This window comes from Moorena bouillonii PNG, assembly GCF_001942495.1.
GTDB lineage: Bacteria > Cyanobacteriota > Cyanobacteriia > Cyanobacteriales > Coleofasciculaceae > Moorena > Moorena bouillonii.
Window position 1 is genome coordinate 5,907,911 of the sequence record NZ_MKZS01000001.1, and the last position, 16,676, is coordinate 5,924,586.

General features: G+C 43.0%; 16 protein-coding genes. 2 read left to right on the forward strand and 14 right to left on the reverse strand.

Translation table 11 applies throughout. The features are described from left to right. Positions 1 to 182 precede the first annotated feature (182 nt). The 6 genes from BJP37_RS23925 to BJP37_RS23950 all read right to left on the reverse strand — a co-directional run bounded on the left by BJP37_RS23925 (position 183) and on the right by BJP37_RS23950 (position 7,036). Positions 183 to 437 (reverse strand): hypothetical protein, encoded by a 255-nt coding sequence (locus BJP37_RS23925; protein WP_075902524.1) that lies wholly within the window; start codon positions 435 to 437, stop codon positions 183 to 185. 300 nt (positions 438 to 737) lie between these two features. Next, the gene (locus tag BJP37_RS23930; protein WP_075902526.1) at positions 738 to 3,395 is read right to left on the reverse strand and encodes a P-loop ATPase, Sll1717 family; all 2,658 of its coding nucleotides are present in this window, start codon (positions 3,393 to 3,395) and stop codon (positions 738 to 740) included. After that, complete coding sequence (locus BJP37_RS23935; RefSeq protein WP_075902528.1) at positions 3,392 to 3,802, reverse strand: HEPN domain-containing protein; 411 nt, start codon at positions 3,800 to 3,802, stop codon at positions 3,392 to 3,394. The genes BJP37_RS23930 and BJP37_RS23935 overlap by 4 nt, the downstream gene beginning before the upstream one ends. Positions 3,803 to 3,925: 123 nt before the next feature. Next, the gene (locus BJP37_RS39945) at positions 3,926 to 4,732 is read right to left on the reverse strand and encodes a hypothetical protein (protein WP_075902530.1); all 807 of its coding nucleotides are present in this window, start codon (positions 4,730 to 4,732) and stop codon (positions 3,926 to 3,928) included. Between the two features lie 471 nt (positions 4,733 to 5,203). Next, on the reverse strand, positions 5,204 to 5,848 hold the full coding sequence (locus BJP37_RS23945) for a hypothetical protein (protein ID WP_075902532.1): 645 nt from the start codon (positions 5,846 to 5,848) through the stop codon (positions 5,204 to 5,206). Positions 5,849 to 6,409: 561 nt separating this feature from the next. Then, on the reverse strand, positions 6,410 to 7,036 hold the full coding sequence (locus BJP37_RS23950; protein ID WP_075902534.1) for a PEP-CTERM sorting domain-containing protein: 627 nt from the start codon (positions 7,034 to 7,036) through the stop codon (positions 6,410 to 6,412). A 451-nt stretch (positions 7,037 to 7,487) separates the two neighbouring features. Here BJP37_RS23950 and BJP37_RS23955 point away from each other — a divergent pair, with 451 nt between their 5' ends. Next, positions 7,488 to 8,885, forward strand: coding sequence for an RNA-guided endonuclease InsQ/TnpB family protein (locus BJP37_RS23955; RefSeq protein WP_075902536.1), 1,398 nt, complete (start codon positions 7,488 to 7,490; stop codon positions 8,883 to 8,885). A gap of 161 nt (positions 8,886 to 9,046) precedes the next feature. Here the strand turns inward: BJP37_RS23955 and ccmN are convergent, their stop codons facing one another. From ccmN to BJP37_RS23985, 7 genes are all read right to left on the reverse strand, one after another. Next, complete coding sequence (ccmN, locus tag BJP37_RS23960) at positions 9,047 to 9,787, reverse strand: beta-carboxysome scaffolding protein CcmN (RefSeq protein WP_075902538.1); 741 nt, start codon at positions 9,785 to 9,787, stop codon at positions 9,047 to 9,049. A gap of 152 nt (positions 9,788 to 9,939) precedes the next feature. Next, positions 9,940 to 10,071 (reverse strand): hypothetical protein, encoded by a 132-nt coding sequence (locus BJP37_RS43890; protein ID WP_269087057.1) that lies wholly within the window; start codon positions 10,069 to 10,071, stop codon positions 9,940 to 9,942. Between the two features lie 40 nt (positions 10,072 to 10,111). After that, positions 10,112 to 11,788: a beta-carboxysome scaffolding protein CcmM gene (gene ccmM / locus BJP37_RS23965; protein ID WP_075902540.1), complete on the reverse strand. Its 1,677-nt coding sequence runs from the start codon at positions 11,786 to 11,788 to the stop codon at positions 10,112 to 10,114. Positions 11,789 to 12,079: 291 nt separating this feature from the next. Continuing rightward, positions 12,080 to 12,379 carry a beta-carboxysome shell vertex protein CcmL gene (gene ccmL / locus BJP37_RS23970; protein WP_008185074.1) on the reverse strand — a complete coding sequence of 100 codons (300 nt, stop codon included), beginning with the start codon at positions 12,377 to 12,379 and terminating at the stop codon, positions 12,080 to 12,082. A gap of 168 nt (positions 12,380 to 12,547) precedes the next feature. Further along, the gene (locus tag BJP37_RS23975; RefSeq protein ID WP_044493402.1) at positions 12,548 to 12,889 is read right to left on the reverse strand and encodes a carbon dioxide-concentrating mechanism protein CcmK; all 342 of its coding nucleotides are present in this window, start codon (positions 12,887 to 12,889) and stop codon (positions 12,548 to 12,550) included. A gap of 182 nt (positions 12,890 to 13,071) precedes the next feature. Continuing rightward, complete coding sequence (locus tag BJP37_RS23980; RefSeq protein ID WP_008185070.1) at positions 13,072 to 13,383, reverse strand: carbon dioxide-concentrating mechanism protein CcmK; 312 nt, start codon at positions 13,381 to 13,383, stop codon at positions 13,072 to 13,074. A 666-nt stretch (positions 13,384 to 14,049) separates the two neighbouring features. After that, positions 14,050 to 14,232: a hypothetical protein gene (locus tag BJP37_RS23985; RefSeq protein ID WP_075902542.1), complete on the reverse strand. Its 183-nt coding sequence runs from the start codon at positions 14,230 to 14,232 to the stop codon at positions 14,050 to 14,052. 235 nt (positions 14,233 to 14,467) lie between these two features. Here BJP37_RS23985 and BJP37_RS23990 point away from each other — a divergent pair, with 235 nt between their 5' ends. Beyond that, entirely contained in the window at positions 14,468 to 16,360 is a 1,893-nt protein-coding gene (locus BJP37_RS23990) for an NAD(P)H-quinone oxidoreductase subunit F (RefSeq protein WP_075902544.1), read from the forward strand. Here the strand turns inward: BJP37_RS23990 and BJP37_RS23995 are convergent. Further along, positions 16,274 to 16,676 (reverse strand): pentapeptide repeat-containing protein (locus BJP37_RS23995; protein WP_198954163.1); only part of this gene is annotated, 403 nt, incomplete at its 5' end. The two genes, BJP37_RS23990 and BJP37_RS23995, sit on opposite strands and share 87 nt — an antisense overlap.

Sequence of the window (16,676 nt, forward strand, 5' to 3'; positions counted from 1 at the left end):
TCATGGGGGAAACCACGGCAGTCGCTCATGGGGGGAACCCCCAAGACCGCGCTGCCTTCCCAAGACCGCGCTGCATCGCTATGTCACTCAGTTCCCGAACCCATTGAAATATGATCCTATTTAATCATACCGGAACCTTTGTCTTTGCCAAGGGGGGGGAAACCCCCCCAGAAACTAACGTCTTAACGCAGCATCCAATACTTAGTGATGATAGTAATCACCTCACCTGGCATGCCAGTAGGTTGCAGAGGACTCCACTCGGAAGCTTGTGCGTAGCCCATGGCAGACAGGGTATGAATAGTATTAGTTACTGCTTGACGAGGCCCCTTTAAAATGTGCTGAACAGGTTGTTTATTTGGGAAAAAATCTTCAGGATTAATTCCGGGAATTTGATGTTCAGGATTATTGTCGGGGTTAGGGATAAATTCTTGCGACATAGCTCAAGATTTGAATTTTGTTTATATGATTATTGTAATGATTATATTTTTAAGTTGTCAAGGGTTTTTAGAATTTTTTTGGGTGGGGTATTTTAAGGGTAAAAAAAAGCGTTCGCGTAGCGGCTCTTTCAGAGCATCGCAAAGATTATGCGATCGCTTTTTTTTGTATAGTGGTCTGTAGGCTAATTAGGTAAATAAATTTTTTTTCCCTATTCCCTGTTCCCTGTTTCCTATTCCCTATTCCCTGTTCCCTGTTCCCTACCTTTACAGATAAAGTTTAAACTTGGTGGAATATCTTATTTATGCTTGCCCCTTTCGCGTCATACCGATACCAGAGAGATAAAGATCAGGAACTTTATAACGTTCAACCTCATCTTCAGTTCCTTCATAAATAGATAACAAACCTACTTCTCTAGCTAGATTAAACTGATCATCTAGTCCAGTTACATCAGTTGGCTTGAAGGGCGAACGTCCTATACTTCTCAGACGATTAATCAAGTCTTCAAGTTCACTAAACTCTTCATCAATTAAAGCACTTAATGCTTTTTCTGATACCTTCTCAAGAGATGAACTCAAAGCTCGTGGTCGGATGATAGTTTTCTGATAAGGATTTCGCTCTTGCTCGTTTATTTCCCAATCTTTCGCCTCTACGAAAAGTTCTAATAGAGCACGGGGACTATGGTTGTTACTGCCATCAGCAATTCGTTTCCAGACCCAGTTCCGAGTAAAGGCAGATTTCCCCCCTTTCATCCGCTCACCAACCAAAAGATTCCAAATTTCAAAGACCTGTGATTCACTCAAATAGTCACTAAAGGCGTCACTACTTGATGACAAATTTGATAACAAACTACCTTGCTGAATTGAATTTACGACAAGTACTTTAAATCTATCCGATTTCAGAGCTTGCTTAATTATAACTTTAAAAAAATCTGCTCGCTCACGCCATTCAAGGACTACAGAACGCCCGAAAAAGTGACTTTTATTATCGAAGCGAAGCCTACGCCAGATATCTTCCCGTAATAGAACTTTGAATTTTAATTTTTTCAGATTGTCCCCTAAATCAGTAATCAACGAAAGCAGCCCTTCAATTGCTTTAGTGCGTCTTTCTCGATTCGGTTGTTCATTTCCAAATCCTGTATCAAGTCCATCGAAAAGAAGAATAATAGTAGATTGTGCAGCACGATCGAAACGAGTTAGCCAATCTCTTGCCAATAAACCTACTTGAGATTGTGGTAGTAAACTCTCAAACCATCGCACAACCTCTAATTCCCTAGTAGGATCAGTCCCTAGAAATTGTAATAGAGCGGCATCCGGTTGAGGCTTCTCTCCAGGCCAGGATAGGTGACAGGCAAGACAAGTCTGGAGTAACCAGAAGTCACGCCAGCTTTTTCCTGTAGTTTCTAAAGCCCCATCAATGGCGGTGAAACCTTCAGAGTTAATAACCCACGGGCGATCGTTTTTGAGACCACTGGGGGATAACACTACAATGGAAGTTTTCTCAGAATCTTCCAGCAGACGACGGAAAATAGCCGTTTTACCAGTACCTTTACGACCAAGGATTAGAGGGATGCGAGGGTGAAGGGCGCGATTGACTAACTGTGTTTCTACAAAGGTTTCCAGAAAATTATCTTGGTATTCTGCTCTTCCTGCAGAAAATTCTAACTCGTTTAAAATTTGCCCCTTACTATCGGACAAACTATTCGGTAGCTCTTCTTCACTAGCTGTAGGGAGAAAACGTTCTAACCATTCAGCAACCGGCTCAAAATCACGCCACGTTTCTTGATTAGATAAAATTTTATCTGATGTAGCAATCTCTTCTCGATAGGGAATAAAATGTGTAATATCTGATTCTTTAATCGGCTCTGATCTCGATTGTTTATCCCTCAGCACAGAGAGCCACTCTCCAATCCATTCAATAGCTCTATGTTGGTATCGTTCCACAACTTCTGGTGCTTTACTAGCAGGAATTGGAGACACAATAAATCGCGGCTCTGGAGTAAGCCGCTTGTCAGTTTCAGTTCGTCTAGTTTCAGCAGCAAGCAACGCACGAACCAGTTCACCTATACTCCTTTGAGCTTGAAGATGAGGAAAGAAAACAATAATTGCCAGATCAGCCAAGTCAAACAGGAGCGGTCCATTGAGAGGAGTCATTCCTGTGCGAGCATCTAGTAAAATGACATCAGGTTTGAAAGGAAGACGATCACTACTTAAAATCTGAATCAGTTCACGTAATGGATTTCTATCTTCCCGATACCAAGCTCCAGGTTCCATAAAGCTCAGTAAACGCGCATAATTGGCATTGGGCAAACCTGCCGGAATACAGTAAATCTCATCAGTTTCAGAAACCCTCAGAATATGATTACGGATGTCAGGCTCTTCCCCTTGCTCCAAACTTAGTAAAACAAATACCAACCCCTGTTGATCCTTAATCTCGTCTTCCTTTCCAAACAAAGCCGCTAATCCTGGAGCTTCTAAATCCATGTCAACACAGAGCACAGTGCGTCCACGACTAGCAAGAATTCGGGCAGTATAAGCCAGGGCAGTTGAGCGACCAACTCCTCCTCTGAGGGAATAAAATGTTGCAACGATCGGTCGGTCAAGGTCTTCGTCTAGATCCGATGGAAATAGGATTGCTTCAGGATTACTAGAGCCAGAGCGAGCCAGAGCTTCAGGCCAAAAGGGTACATTTTCCAGGGTAGAATCAATGGGAACAGAGTCAGCCCATTCCTGCTCCTGCTCCTGAGGAGTTAGCAAATCTAACCACTGAATGGTCAATTCTTCTAGTCCCTCTAGAGCAATGTTCTTACGTTCTTGTTTGGATTTGCCATCAAATCCTAGGGAAATGACAGCAATACGCCAGCCTAGAAACGGATCGGGTTTAACCCGCAGCTCAGTAATATCTAAAGCTGCCCGCGACATATTTTGATGAATACGCTCTTTGATTTCTGAATGGTTCATCTGCGCCTCCCGGATTTAGGACTAATTTTAAACTTTATAAAGTTTGTTAACTGCTTTGCTCCATCTACCAACTCCGCCATTGTCAGGCTACTATTACAGGTTATTTGATAACGTAGGGATGTATCCCAGTTTTCTATAAAAAATGTCTTTGCACCTGTAGAGTCACGGATATCGGAGAGACGAAATCCCGCTGCTTCCCATAAACCCCGTAGATTATGCCCCTGATTGCCATGTTTCGGAAATGATTTATTTCTAGATCGTAATAAAGCCTTGAGACTAGATTCAATGGCATAGCCTGCCATATAAACTGATCCAATTGATTGACTTCTATTTTTGAGTATAGCCTCTGCATCTGCCGCCCGTTCATTTGCAATATCTAGCCAGTCTTTGTAATTATTAGGAACCATTACAAGTATAATTACAATTAATTTGATAGATTATAACACAAAAAAAAGTCCATAATAATGGACTTAAATCGATCTATAATTAGGGTCTATAACTCTGAAATAATCCTGAACAATAATCCCTTATTAATTATCCTTTCTTTTCAAGAATGAACCAGCACCTAAAGCACTAATTCCCAGTAGCGCTAATCCAGACACAGGTTCAGGTACACTAGTTATATCTGGCTTTGAGGTAAGGTTGGTGATGGTTACGCTAAAATTGGGATTAGGATCAACATTAACCCAGTTTGAGGGAAGGTTGGTGATAGTTTCCTTAAAATTAGGATTAGGATCAACATAGGTAATATCAGTTCCTCGAGTACCCCCAATATTAAATGTAATTCCTGACTCTCTTTCCCAGGTAAGGGTTTGACCTCCTAGGCCTATAACTCTACCAAAATCGATATCTATAATCCAACTATCAGGGGTAGCTTTAAACATACAAAGAGTGATGATACTAAGAAAAGGACTAGGAGAAGGGTTTATAGGACTAAAAGTAATAGTAGGAGAAGTAATAGTAGGAGAAGTAATAGTAGGAGAAGTAATAGTAGAACAATAAGGCCACAATTCCCCACTCTCAAAACCTAATCCAGATAAACCTTCTACATCAAGAAACCAAGAGAGTAATTCCCCTTCAGTATTGTACTCAACAAATCCATCATAATCTATAGTTTGGGGAGGAGGCTCATCGATTATAGGTATAGGCTCATCGATTATAGGTATAGGCTCATCGATTATAGGCTCATCGATTATAGGAGAAGACAATAATTCAAGAGTGCCACTGAATTCATGCTTGATTATCTGGAAAGCAGCAGCCGGTAAAACTCCAACAGTAGCAGAGGTTAAAGCGATAGCAGTAGTAACAACACCTAATTGTTTAGAAAAATTAATCAAAGTAATTCTCCTGGTTGAGTAAGTAGATAAATTGAGTTAATTGCACCGCTAAGTGGGCAATTAAGATTTTGGATAGTTTCCAAAAAAATCTCAAGCACCGAAGAATTGATAAGACAATTTAATCTGGTAAAACTTTAACCTTTATGCCGAATTATTCTTCTGGAACAAAAAATAACTCGATCACCTTTGCTAAAATTAGACTATCACAAAGGGTGACGACAGTGGAAATATTAAATTAACTTATACGCCAATTTACTGAATTCTATTTTTTAGGATAGCCTCTGCATCTTTGGTTCGTTCCTTGGCGAGATCGATCCAGTCACTTACACTTGCGGTAACCATCACAGGGATGTATACTTGCAATTAAGTTTAGAGATTATTATAACACAAAAAAAGTCCCTAAAAATGGACTTAAATCGATCTATAATTAGGGTCTATAACTTTGAAATAATCCTGAACAATAATCCCTTATTATTTATCCTTTCTTTTCAACAATGAACCAGCCCCTAAAGCACTAATTCCCAGTAGCGCTAATCCAGACACAGGTTCAGGTACACTGGTTGGATATGGCTTTGACGGATCGTTGGTAATGGTTTCCTTAAAATTAGGATTGGGATCAACATAGATAATTGAACCAAGGAATGCGAAGTCACGAGAAAACCTAATTCCTGACTCTCTGTTCCACCTAAAGGTCTCACCTCCTAAGTCCATAAACCTACCAAAATCGCGATCTAGAGTCCAATTATCAGGGGTAGCTTTAAACGTAATAGGAGGATAAGAATACTGATTTTCAATCCTATTATTACTAATAATATCAGAACCTACTGTAGTAAAAACGGTTCGAGGATTAATATCAGGAAAAAAATAGAGTAATGGCCCATCAAGAAACAAAGAGAGTAATTCCCCTTCAGTAGTGTACTCAACAAATCCCTCGTAATTTATAGTTGGAAAAGGAGGCTCTGACGAAAAAAAACTAGGATAATACAACAATTCAAGTGTGCCACTGAATTCATGCTTGATTATCTGGAAAGCAGCAGCGGGTAAAACTCCAACAGTAGCAGAGGTTAAAGCGATAGCAGTAGTAACAACACCTAATTGTTTAGAAAAATTAATCAAAGTAATTCTCCTGGTTGAGTAAGTAGATAAATTGAGTTAATTGCACCGCCAAGTGGGCAATTAAGATTTTGGATAGTTTCCAAAAAATCTCAAGCACCTAAGAATTTATCAGACGATTTAACCTGGTAAAACTTTAACCTTTCTGCCGAATTATTCTTCTGTGACAAAAAATAACTCGATCACATTTGCTAAAATTAGACTATCACAAAGGGTGACAACAGTGGAAATATTAAATTAACTTATACGCCAAATTACTGACTTCTCTTTTTTTAGGATAGCCTCTGGCTTTTTTGTTTTTTATTTCGCGATGTTGCTCCAGCAACTTACAGTTGTGGTAGCTCTTACAGGGATTTATACTTGCAATTAAGTTTATAGATTATCACAAAAACAAGTCCATAATAATGGACTTAACCCGCTCTAAACTTAGGGCTTATTTTTATAAAATAGGACTTGTAAAGGCAAATTTATCGCTAGGATTATGCCCCCCTAGCCCCCCAATTTTGGGGGGAATAAAACTATCAAAGTCCCCCAAAGTTGGGGGATTTAGGGGGCTTTTCCAAATTATTTATCCTTTTTTCTCAACAATGAACCAGCACCTAAAGCAGTAATTCCCAGTAGCGCTAATCCAGACGCAGGTTCAGGTACACTGGTTGGATCTGGCTTTGAGGGATCCTCGGTGATCGTTTCCTTAAACGTAGGATTAGGATCAACATAGACAGTTGGAGGTAATAGGGAACCTCCAAGAGTAAAGGTAATTCCTGAGTCTCTGTTCCAGGTAAGGGTATAAGCCCCGGCATCAACAGCCCTACCAAAATCGATATCTAGAATCCAACTATCAGGGGTAGCGTCAAAGGTCGTAATAAAGTTTCTAGGAGGAACAGGAAGAGGAGAAGGAAAAGGAGAAGGCAACGGTTCAAGGGTAATATCAGAACCGACTTGCTCTAAACCTTCTACATCAAGAAACCAAGAGAGTAATTCCCCTTCAGTATTGTACTCAACAAACCCCTCGTAATCTCTAGTTTCAGGAGGAGGCTCTGGCAGAAAATCAGGAAAATCCGATAATTCAAGTTCGCCACTGAATTCTTGGTTAATTATCTGCTCAGCAGCAGCCGGTAAAACTGCAACAGTAGCAGAAGTTAAAGCGACAGCAGTAGTAACAAGAGCGAATTGGTGAGAAAGATTAGTCACAGAAAGTATCCTCGTTCAGTATGTATAGAATAGGGAACAGGTAACAGGGAACGGTAGGAAATAGTCAACAGGATTTTTTTGTGATGATAAATTATTATGATTTATCTAATTGATGTTAAACTAATAGAGTTAGCTTGAATTATAGTCACCTCATAAATCCATGTCAATACTTTATCAAAAGCCCTAAAGTTGACAATGCCAAATTGCCTGATTAGTATAGGGTTTTTCATAGTAGTGAATTAATTAATTTTGAAATTAGCCAACAATTATAATAAAACTCCCCATCTCCTCATCTCACCATCTCCCCATCTCCTCATCTCCTCATCTCTCAATCTCCCCATCTCTCCATCTCTCCATCTCCCTACTCCCTAAGACGAAAGTCCCTCACCTAATTGAGAAGCACTACAGTCTTTAATATATAAAGCGCAATAAAAACTAGGAGGTGATCGTGATGCTGCTCAACTACCAATACCAGGCTTATCCAAGTAGTCAACAAAAACTAGAACTAAATGATTGGCTACGGATTTGTCGGTACTGGTACAACTGGCAGTTGGGCGATCGCTTTCGGTGGTGGAATGAAAACCGCACTGCTGTTAATTCTTGTCCGTTGATTACTTATCTACCAGAACTCAGAGATAACCCCGGTTATTTCAGTCAAAAAAAGCTGTTACCAATCTGGAAAAAAGACTTGGTGACAGTTGTCCACTCAGGTGAATTGCTGGACTTTACCCGAGTTCCGGCGAATACTTTACAGGACGTATGTAAAAGAGCAGACCTAGCTTTCAGTCGATTCATCAAAGGCGATTGTAATGGTAGTCGTAGCGGAAAACCGCGATTTAAAAATCAAGCTAGATACAGGACTTTAAAGATAGATGGGAAAGACTGTTTTTCTGTAGCCAGAATCGAGAAGAAATGGATATGGCTAAAGATAAGTAAACTCAAGGGCTGGCTTAAGGTACGCCTACATCGTCCGCTGCCCGACGGGTTTAAGATCAAGAATATTCTAATCACCAAGAAAACCGATGGTTGGTATACAACCTTATGCTTAGAAGATTCTACAGTACCAGCGTTTACACCAGAAAGTGTTATTCCCACTTGGGATAATGGTATAGGGTTGGATGCCGTACTTTACGGAGACGATTATCTAGCAACATCTGAAAACACCAAACTACCTTCACTTAAGTCTTACCGTAAAAATCATTCTGATTTAGAAAAGGTACAGACAAAAAAGAATGCCAAGACAAAAGGCAGTAAAGCTAGAAGGAAATTGCAATCGCGTGAAGCGAGAATACATCAACGGATTGCTAGGAGCCGAAAGGATCATGCCTATAAAACAGCTCATGTTCTGGTTAGAACCGGAAAAAAAGTTTTCTATTATGAAAATTTGAACCTTACTGGTTTAAATCAACGAAATAAACCCAAGCCAGATGGGAAGGGTGGATATTTGCCTAATGGACAGTCTGCTAAATCTGGATTAAATAAGTCTTGGTTGGACGCAGGGTTTGGGCAGTTCTTTGAGGTACTGGACTACATAGCTGGAAAAGCTGGAGCAGTAACGAAAAAGTGTAACCCTGCCTATACCTCTCAGCTGTTAAGCTATCGAGACGAGTTTGTATTCACGGATTGCGACCTCCGCGAGTATTGGGATGAGCAAGAAATGTTATTGGTTGATCGCGACGTAAATGCTGCAATTAACCTAAAACGAGTGGGGCTGGGCGTGTTCCCCACTATAAAACGCCGTAAAGGGAATCCGGTTATAGATAGCTCTATAACTAATAGTACCTCAAAGGAAGTTTTAGTAGCTCTAAGGAGTGCTAGAAGCTTACACTTAACGGATAGGGAAGTGTAGGAGCGTCACCACGGCAGACCTCAGCTATGGCAAGTGATCATGACCGTAAGGGATACTTCTAGGGAGCTGTTATGCGATCGCAAATTACTCGATTGACCGAATGTCACGCTACGCGATCACAAATTACGCGATCGCAAACAAGAGATGGATCTAGGCAGCTACTATGTGTCTTTGCTAGGACTATTAAAAGATTGATTGTAAGGAAACAAAGTATCCAGTAATCGGTTCAAGCTCCCCTGCCCATGAACAGTAGGCTGAGTCTTCGGAGCTGGTGATTCTGTCTGCGACTCAGGGGTCGTCTCAGCCTCAATAGTCTCTGTTGTGTTAGTCTCTGTAGAATTAGTCTCTATAGAATTGGTATCTGTAGAATTAGTCTCTATAGAATTGCTTTGCGTTGTATCTGTTGTATCTGTAGCCACCGTATTACTAGTGGATGGCACTTGACCATTTACAGATTCCGTGGTAAAGCTTTGATCAGGTACAGTTGATGACAACTCCTGAGGTTTCTGCTCCAAGCTATCAGGATTTGGTTGAGACTCTTCCGGTAATGGACGCCCCTTATCCCCCAACACCGACGCTGATGGCACCACTTGTAGGGATTCTACAGAATGATTCCAAATTGTCGTCAGGGAGCCAATACTAGCATTAGCGCCAATTTTTCCCTTCCCGACGACCAGAACCCCAGCGCCTAAACTCGCTCCTGATTCCACCTCCACAGTACCTTTGTGAGCATGAATAATTGCTCCCATACCGATACAAACACCGGCTGCAATCGTTATTTTACTATCTCGATCCGCTCGCAAAATTACCCCTGCTGAAATAACAGCACTAGGATCAATGCTCACATTTCCTTCCACGTATATATGAGAATTATTACTCAATTGAAGTTTAGGCAAGTGCATAATTTTTGGCACAGTAGACTTCGCCGCAGTTTTGGGGGTAAAGGGTTTTGGGTAAAGGGTTTTGGGATTAAATTTGACTCTAGCACTATCATTTTTGAGGGCTTCTTTACCGTTGCAAGAAGTCTAATACCTATCAATAAGCTGGTCTTGATTTAAATAAATGGTTCTCGCAGCAAGGGAGTAGGGGGATAGGGTTTGACGGTTTGTTTTCTAAGGGATGCAGTACGGTATTGGGGCTTCTTCCCATCTCCCCACACTTCCCACACTTCCCACACTTCCCACACTTCCCTATCTGTTCCCTGTTCCCTGTGCTATGCTTATAAATTAAGGCTTTTGAATCAGCGTCTCTAGAACACGCCGTTTAGCTTTCGGATCAATACCAATCAACCGTACATACTCACCCGAATGTTGAACCAAGCAGGTTTCTAGACCTTCAACCACCTCTGAAACCCGAGTAGAGTCAATGGGGGAGCAACTCTGCCAAGAACTGGTGCGGAATCGACGTTTATCCGCATGTTCAGTACCAATCCGATAACCTTGGGACAACAGGTTACGGATCTTCTCAACGATATCTTGACTCAAGGATGAACCAGAAACCTTGCTGCCATTGAATCCTGAGGATTGGGTTGAACTGGGAGTATAGCTATAACTACTACTAGGTTTAGCACCAGGGTTTACCGTGTCCCCAGGTTTTTGAATAATCTTTTCCATCACCCGGCGCTTGGCTTTCGCGTCAATGCCAATCAATCGGACATACTCACCAGCGTGGTCTGCCAAACAAGCCCCTAGGTCTGCCAAAGCTTGTGATAGGTTATCGGAGCTTATGCCAGGGGCACTCTTCCAGGAACTAGTCCGGAAGCGACGCTCATCAGCATACTCAATACCAATCCGATACCCTTGGGACAACAGTTGACGAACTAGATCATCCACTGATGAGTCTAAGCCATTGCTAGAGAAACCCGCAGTAGGTTGAGGAGCAGAGCTATAGGGGCTGTAGCTTCTTGAACCAGATCCAGTGGAACTTCCAGAAACAGGGCCACCCGGTTTTTGGATAATCTCTTCACACACCCGGCGTTTAGCTTTCGGGTCAATCCCAATTAGTCGGACATACTCACCAGCGTGGTCTGCCAGACAATCACCCAAGGATTGGAGCACTTCTGATTCACGATCGGAGTGTATTCCGGAAGCACTCTTCCAGGAACTAGTACGGAAGCGACGCTCATCAGCATATTCAGCACCAATTCGGTATCCTTGGCCTAACAGTTGACGAACTCGTTGTTGAAGCTCTGAACTTAATCCTGTATTTGAAGACATTGATCTGAAAGATTTATGGGAACTATCAGGGCTACTATGACCATTAGAGTCAGCATTGTCAGCAATTTCCTTGCGGATGGGTATCATGCAGGAATCATCCTCTGCACACTGATAACCCGCCCGCAATGCATCATTGATTGCCACCACATGGTTAGCAAACGTTCTATCTTGCTCTTCTACATCCGGTAGTCGGTCAGCTTGCTGCTGATTAGTAATCACCGCTCCGGAAGGAACATATTTACCGGGAGGAATTTCGACATCCTGAACAAGGGCATGCATCATCACAATACAGCCCTTGCCAACTCTAGCATTAAACACCGTAGAGCGAAAGCCAATAAAGCAATCATCCGCAACATAAGCAGGACCATGAATCAGGCTCATGTGGGTAATCGATGCATCCTTGCCAATCCAAACTGAGTACTCTTCCTGGTCATCCCCAACAACCCGACCGTCTTCAAGACCATGAATCACAACACCATCTTGAATATTGGTACCTTCACCGATGTAAAATGGTCCCCCTTCATCAGCTCGAATCGAGGTTCCCGAGGCAATCAATACATTTGGCCCAATCTCTACATCTCCAATAATGTTGGAAAAAGAATGGACATAAGCTGTGTCATCAATTTTTGGTTCAGCCAGATCCCGTGACCAAGGTGTTGGGGGAGCTGCCTGGGTGCTAAATGCCATAGATGTTTTCCTCCTAATTTTTATTTGAGATACACTGTCATGAAATAGATTTTTGTCAAGCCCCACACTTGAGGATTGGGGGTTAGTTATTTCTGCTGCTCCCACTCGGGAATTGTAATCACGCAGAAATTGCTGGATTGTTAATAGTTAACCTCTACCGTTATGGCTTATCGTTACAAATAACTGCTTTGGAAAGCAAAAGGGCCCAAGTCAGAATCGAGCAATGGATAACAAGCCATAAGCTACTACCCAAAGCTACTACCCAAAGCTACTATTGTCCGAACCTACTCACTAATACTGGTCTTTTTTGCTGTAGAGCATGCTATTGTCCACACTGACCGTGTCAATAATCCCCACCACCATAGCGTCGATGGGACGCTTGTCACTCTCACCGACTTGCCGAGCCGCGCTGCCACGGCTGACTAGCACCCACTCATTTATACCAGCACCGACTATGTCAGCTGCTACCTCATACTTGGGGAGTGGTTCTCCTGCATCATCTAGGTATTGCAGGAAAAGGAATTTAGTTCCTCTAAGACTAGGATCTTTATAAGTACTAACGACCGTGCCTCGGACCTTGGCAATTTGCATTGACCTAACTTATTAACAGGACTTGGGGTGACAGGACTTGGGGGGAGATGGATTAGGGAGCAGTTATATGGCCAAGCCAAAACTAGTGGATCAAGCAATCTCTCCCCTCATGGTAAGCACATCCCCTACTTGACACCGGCATGTCTTGAATCTCAAATTGGCGGACGATTATGGACGGTTCATCGGACGGATGGCGTTAGTACTCTCCCGGAACTGTTCCACATCTTCGGTATAACGAATTGGTAGAACATACTCCAGGTTTTCGTGAGGTCGAGCAATAATATGGGTAGATAATACCTGACCTCCATTAACACGCTTAACGTTATCAACCCCAGCAGATACGGAAGCTTGCACCTCAGACACATCTCCCCGCACAATCACGGTTACACGAGCGCTACCAATTTTTTCATAACCCACAAGGGTGACACGAGCCGCTTTCACCATAGCATCTGCGGCTTCTACAACCGCTGGAAAACCAAGGGTTTCCACCATTCCCACAGCAATTGACATGAATTTTACTCCTAGACGTTTATCAAGATTTTGATCAACCCACGCGCTGACCACACGTGGGATGGTTGTGACGGCATATAAGCCCTTAAGCTAAACCTATAGTCACTGCATACCAACGAGTTCAGCACCCAAGCTTGTGCCAATTGCCTCTAGACTCTCTATGGTTTTTAGGAGCATCTTGGCTAGTAGCTACGGAACTGTTCCACAGCTTCGCTGTAACGAATTGGTAGGACATACTCTAAGTTTTCATGGGGACGAGCGATGATGTGGGTTGATACCACCTTACCTCCATTCACCCGGTTTGCTGATTCTATCCCAGCGGATACGGAAGCTTGCACCTCGGAGACATCTCCCCGCACAATCACGGTTACACGAGCGCTACCGATTTTTTCATAACCCACAAGGGTGACGCGAGCGGCTTTAACCATCGCATCAGCTGCTTCTACAACAGCTGGAAAGCCCTCAGTTTCAATCATTCCAACAGCAATTGGCATTTCGCTTTTCTCCTAGTGGATTAGTCAAATAAGAGTGATGAACGCTCCCTAACTAACCTTGCAGTGTAGTTAGGGCAGTGTAGTTAGGGTTTCTGTGGTATTGCAGATAACTGCAATGTTGCCGGGTAAATCGGCCTTTTCGATACACCGTCAGAACGTGAGCCGACCAAGCCCATAGCAGGTAGCTAACTGACCTAGCTAACTGACCTAGCTAATTCACCTAGCTAACTCAGGTAGCTAAGTGTATTGGTCGTGCTTCTGTGCTTCCCTTGCTCCGGTCTTAATCCGCCTCATGGTTAGTTTGGGGGGGATTAAAGGGTGGAGGGGGGTGTGGGTTTGCCTAACCAAAAGTGATTGTTTCCCTGGCCTTTCGGCCACGCTACGCTAACACCCCGGCTGAAACAAAGATAGTAGACGGGGAATGCCCTCAACATCTTTGTTTAAAGGACAACCAAAACTAAGCATAGAGAACCTTGGCGTATTTGACAATATAAAATATGATAATACTTCTTAATGAGAGACCTTAACAAAACTTAACATTCCGAGGGGGTCAGCTAGATTAGTTAACGAAAATTCACCGTTTTGGAGAATGGTTGCTTTTGTTTTATAATTTTTTTATAACTTTTAGATAAGTAATCCTCACTAAGCGCCAGAATTTGAGTGCGGTCACCGAGTTCCTGGGTTACGGCACTGGGAACTGGGTCGCTCTAACCTGACTAAGGATAGATGGGTGGATAGATGGGTTGTCAAGCCTGATTTGAGCTTTAATCCCTTAGCTTGATCGGTTGTCAAGCCAGACTTGACCTTGAATAAGTTAGCTTGATGGGTTCTATAAAGGTTACTTGTCATGATTCCAAAACCAGTGTTTTATGGTAATAATAAAAAAAATATTCGGAAAAAATAAGCCTGGATTATGTCCAAGATAACCCTTAACTGATAAAGTTGTAAAAATAGTAATGATTTAAGACAAATCACCACATTATTAGCTGTAAACCGAGGAAAATCGTCACTTTAAAAAGACGTTTGGGCTAATTAGTACCGATTTTTATTTAATTGATTGCAGAAATGATGAGGTCAAGGCGTGATGACTGAGTTGCTTACTCAGACGATTTGGGTAGTTCCCATTTACAGTTGGATTGGGGCATTTTTAACTATCCCCTGGGCAACAGGAATAGTGCGTCGTACGGGACCGAGACCAGCGGCTTACTTTAACCTGTTGATGACACTTTTCGCCTGCATTCATGGCTGGCTGATCTTCCAAGCTTCATTACAGGAAGCGGTGCAAGAGATAGAGTTTCACTGGCTAATGGTTGCTGATATTGACATATCATTTGTTCTGGAAGTCTCACCAGTGAGTACTGCAGCAATGGAGTTTATCACCAGCCTAAGTCTATTGGCGCAACTCTATGCTCTCGGATATATGGAGAAAGATTGGGGATTAGCTCGCTTCTTTGCCCTGATGGGATTTTTTGAAGGGGCATTGATCGGAATTGTCTTGAGTAATTCCTTATTCCTGACCTATGCTCTGTTGGAGATGCTCACGGTGTGTACTTTGCTCATTGTGGGTTTTTGGTACGCTCAGCCTTTGGCACTCAAAGCTGCCCGAGATGCTTTTCTAACCAAGCGTGTAGGAGATATCTTGCTGCTAGTTGGGGTGGTGAGCTTAGCCACCTTTGCGGGAAGCTTAACCTTTTCAGACTTGTATACCTGGGCTTATTCAGCTAATCTACCGCCACTAGTGGGTAACTTACTGGGATTGGCTTTGATTGCTGGTCCAATTGGTAAATGTGCCCAATTCCCCTTGAATTTATGGTTGGATGAGGCGATGGAGGGACCCAATCCCGCTTCAGTACTGCGGAATTCCTTGGTGGTGACTTGTGGTACTTATGTGCTGATTAAACTGGTGCCGATCGTGACCATGGTCTCACCGTTGACCTTATCGGTGTTAGTAGTTATTGGTACTATCACAGCACTAGGCACCTCAATGGTAGCGATCGCACAAATCGATATTAAGCGATCGCTTTCCCATTCCACCAGCGCTTACATTGGTTTAGTATTTATCGCGGTTGGAATGCAGCGCGCTGATATTGGTGTGATTTTACTGGTTGCCCATGCCTTTGCTAAAGCCTTGATGTTTATGAGCATCGGGGGGGTAATCTTCAACACCAATAACCAAAATTTAGCTGAATTGGGGGGCTTAGGGTCAAAAATGCCCGCTACTAGCACTGCCTTTGCCGTGGGTATGGTTGGTCTGATTGGACTTTTCCCCCTGGGTGGCTTTTGGGCAATGAGTGAAGGGATTAACGCCTTTTGGTTTGATGCCCCTCTTCTGGTCATACCCTTTCTCTTCGTTAACGCAGTTACTGCCTTAGGTTTAGTCCGGGTGTTTCGGCTAGTTTTCCTAGGGAAACCACAAGCGAAGACCCGTCGAGCACCAGAAGTACCGTGGGCTATGGCCTTACCAATGGTAGCGTTAACCATACTGACATTGCTGGTACCAGTGCTAATACGTCCGATGGAATTGCTATCGGAATGGGAGGATCTCAATCTCCTAGCCGAGGTAAGCTTGATAATCTCTAGTGTCGTAGGTTGCACTACAGGGGCTTTAATTTACCTACCCAGAACCTGGTCGCGGTCAATTCGGATGCCGTTGAAATTGTTCCAAGACCTATTCGCCTATGACTTTTACCTGGACGAACTGTATCGTTACACCATCGTGTTTGCTGTTCTCCTATTTTCCAAGATTACAGCTTGGGTTGATAGATATATCGTTGATGGGTTAGTCAATCTGGTTGGTTTAGGAACAGTATTTAGTGGTCAAAGCCTAAAATACAGCGTTTCCGGTAAATCACAGTTTTATGTACTGACTATCCTTTTAGGAATCAGCTTATTAGCAATCTTGATCACCTGGCCCTTGAATCAGTGGTCTTTGAGTCAGTGGTCTTTGGAGCAGTGGTCTTTGTTGATAGGTGATTAGTTGTTCGCGTAGCGTGGCCAATAGGCCAAGGTTAGCAGGTTGAATGTTAGCAGGTTGTTCGCGTAGCGTGGCCAATAGGCCAAGGTTAGCCCGTTGAAGGTTAGCAGGTTGTTCGCGTAGCGTGGCCAATAGGCCAAGGTTAGCCCGTTGAAAGTTAGCAGGTTGAAAGTTAGCAGGTTGAAGGTGAGCAGGTTGAAGGTGAGCAGGTTGAAGGTGAGCAGGTTGAAAGTTAGCAGGTTGAAGGTGAGCAGGTTGAAGGTGAGCAGGTTGTTCGCGTAGCGTGGCCAATAGGCCAAGGTTAGCCCGTTGAAAGTTA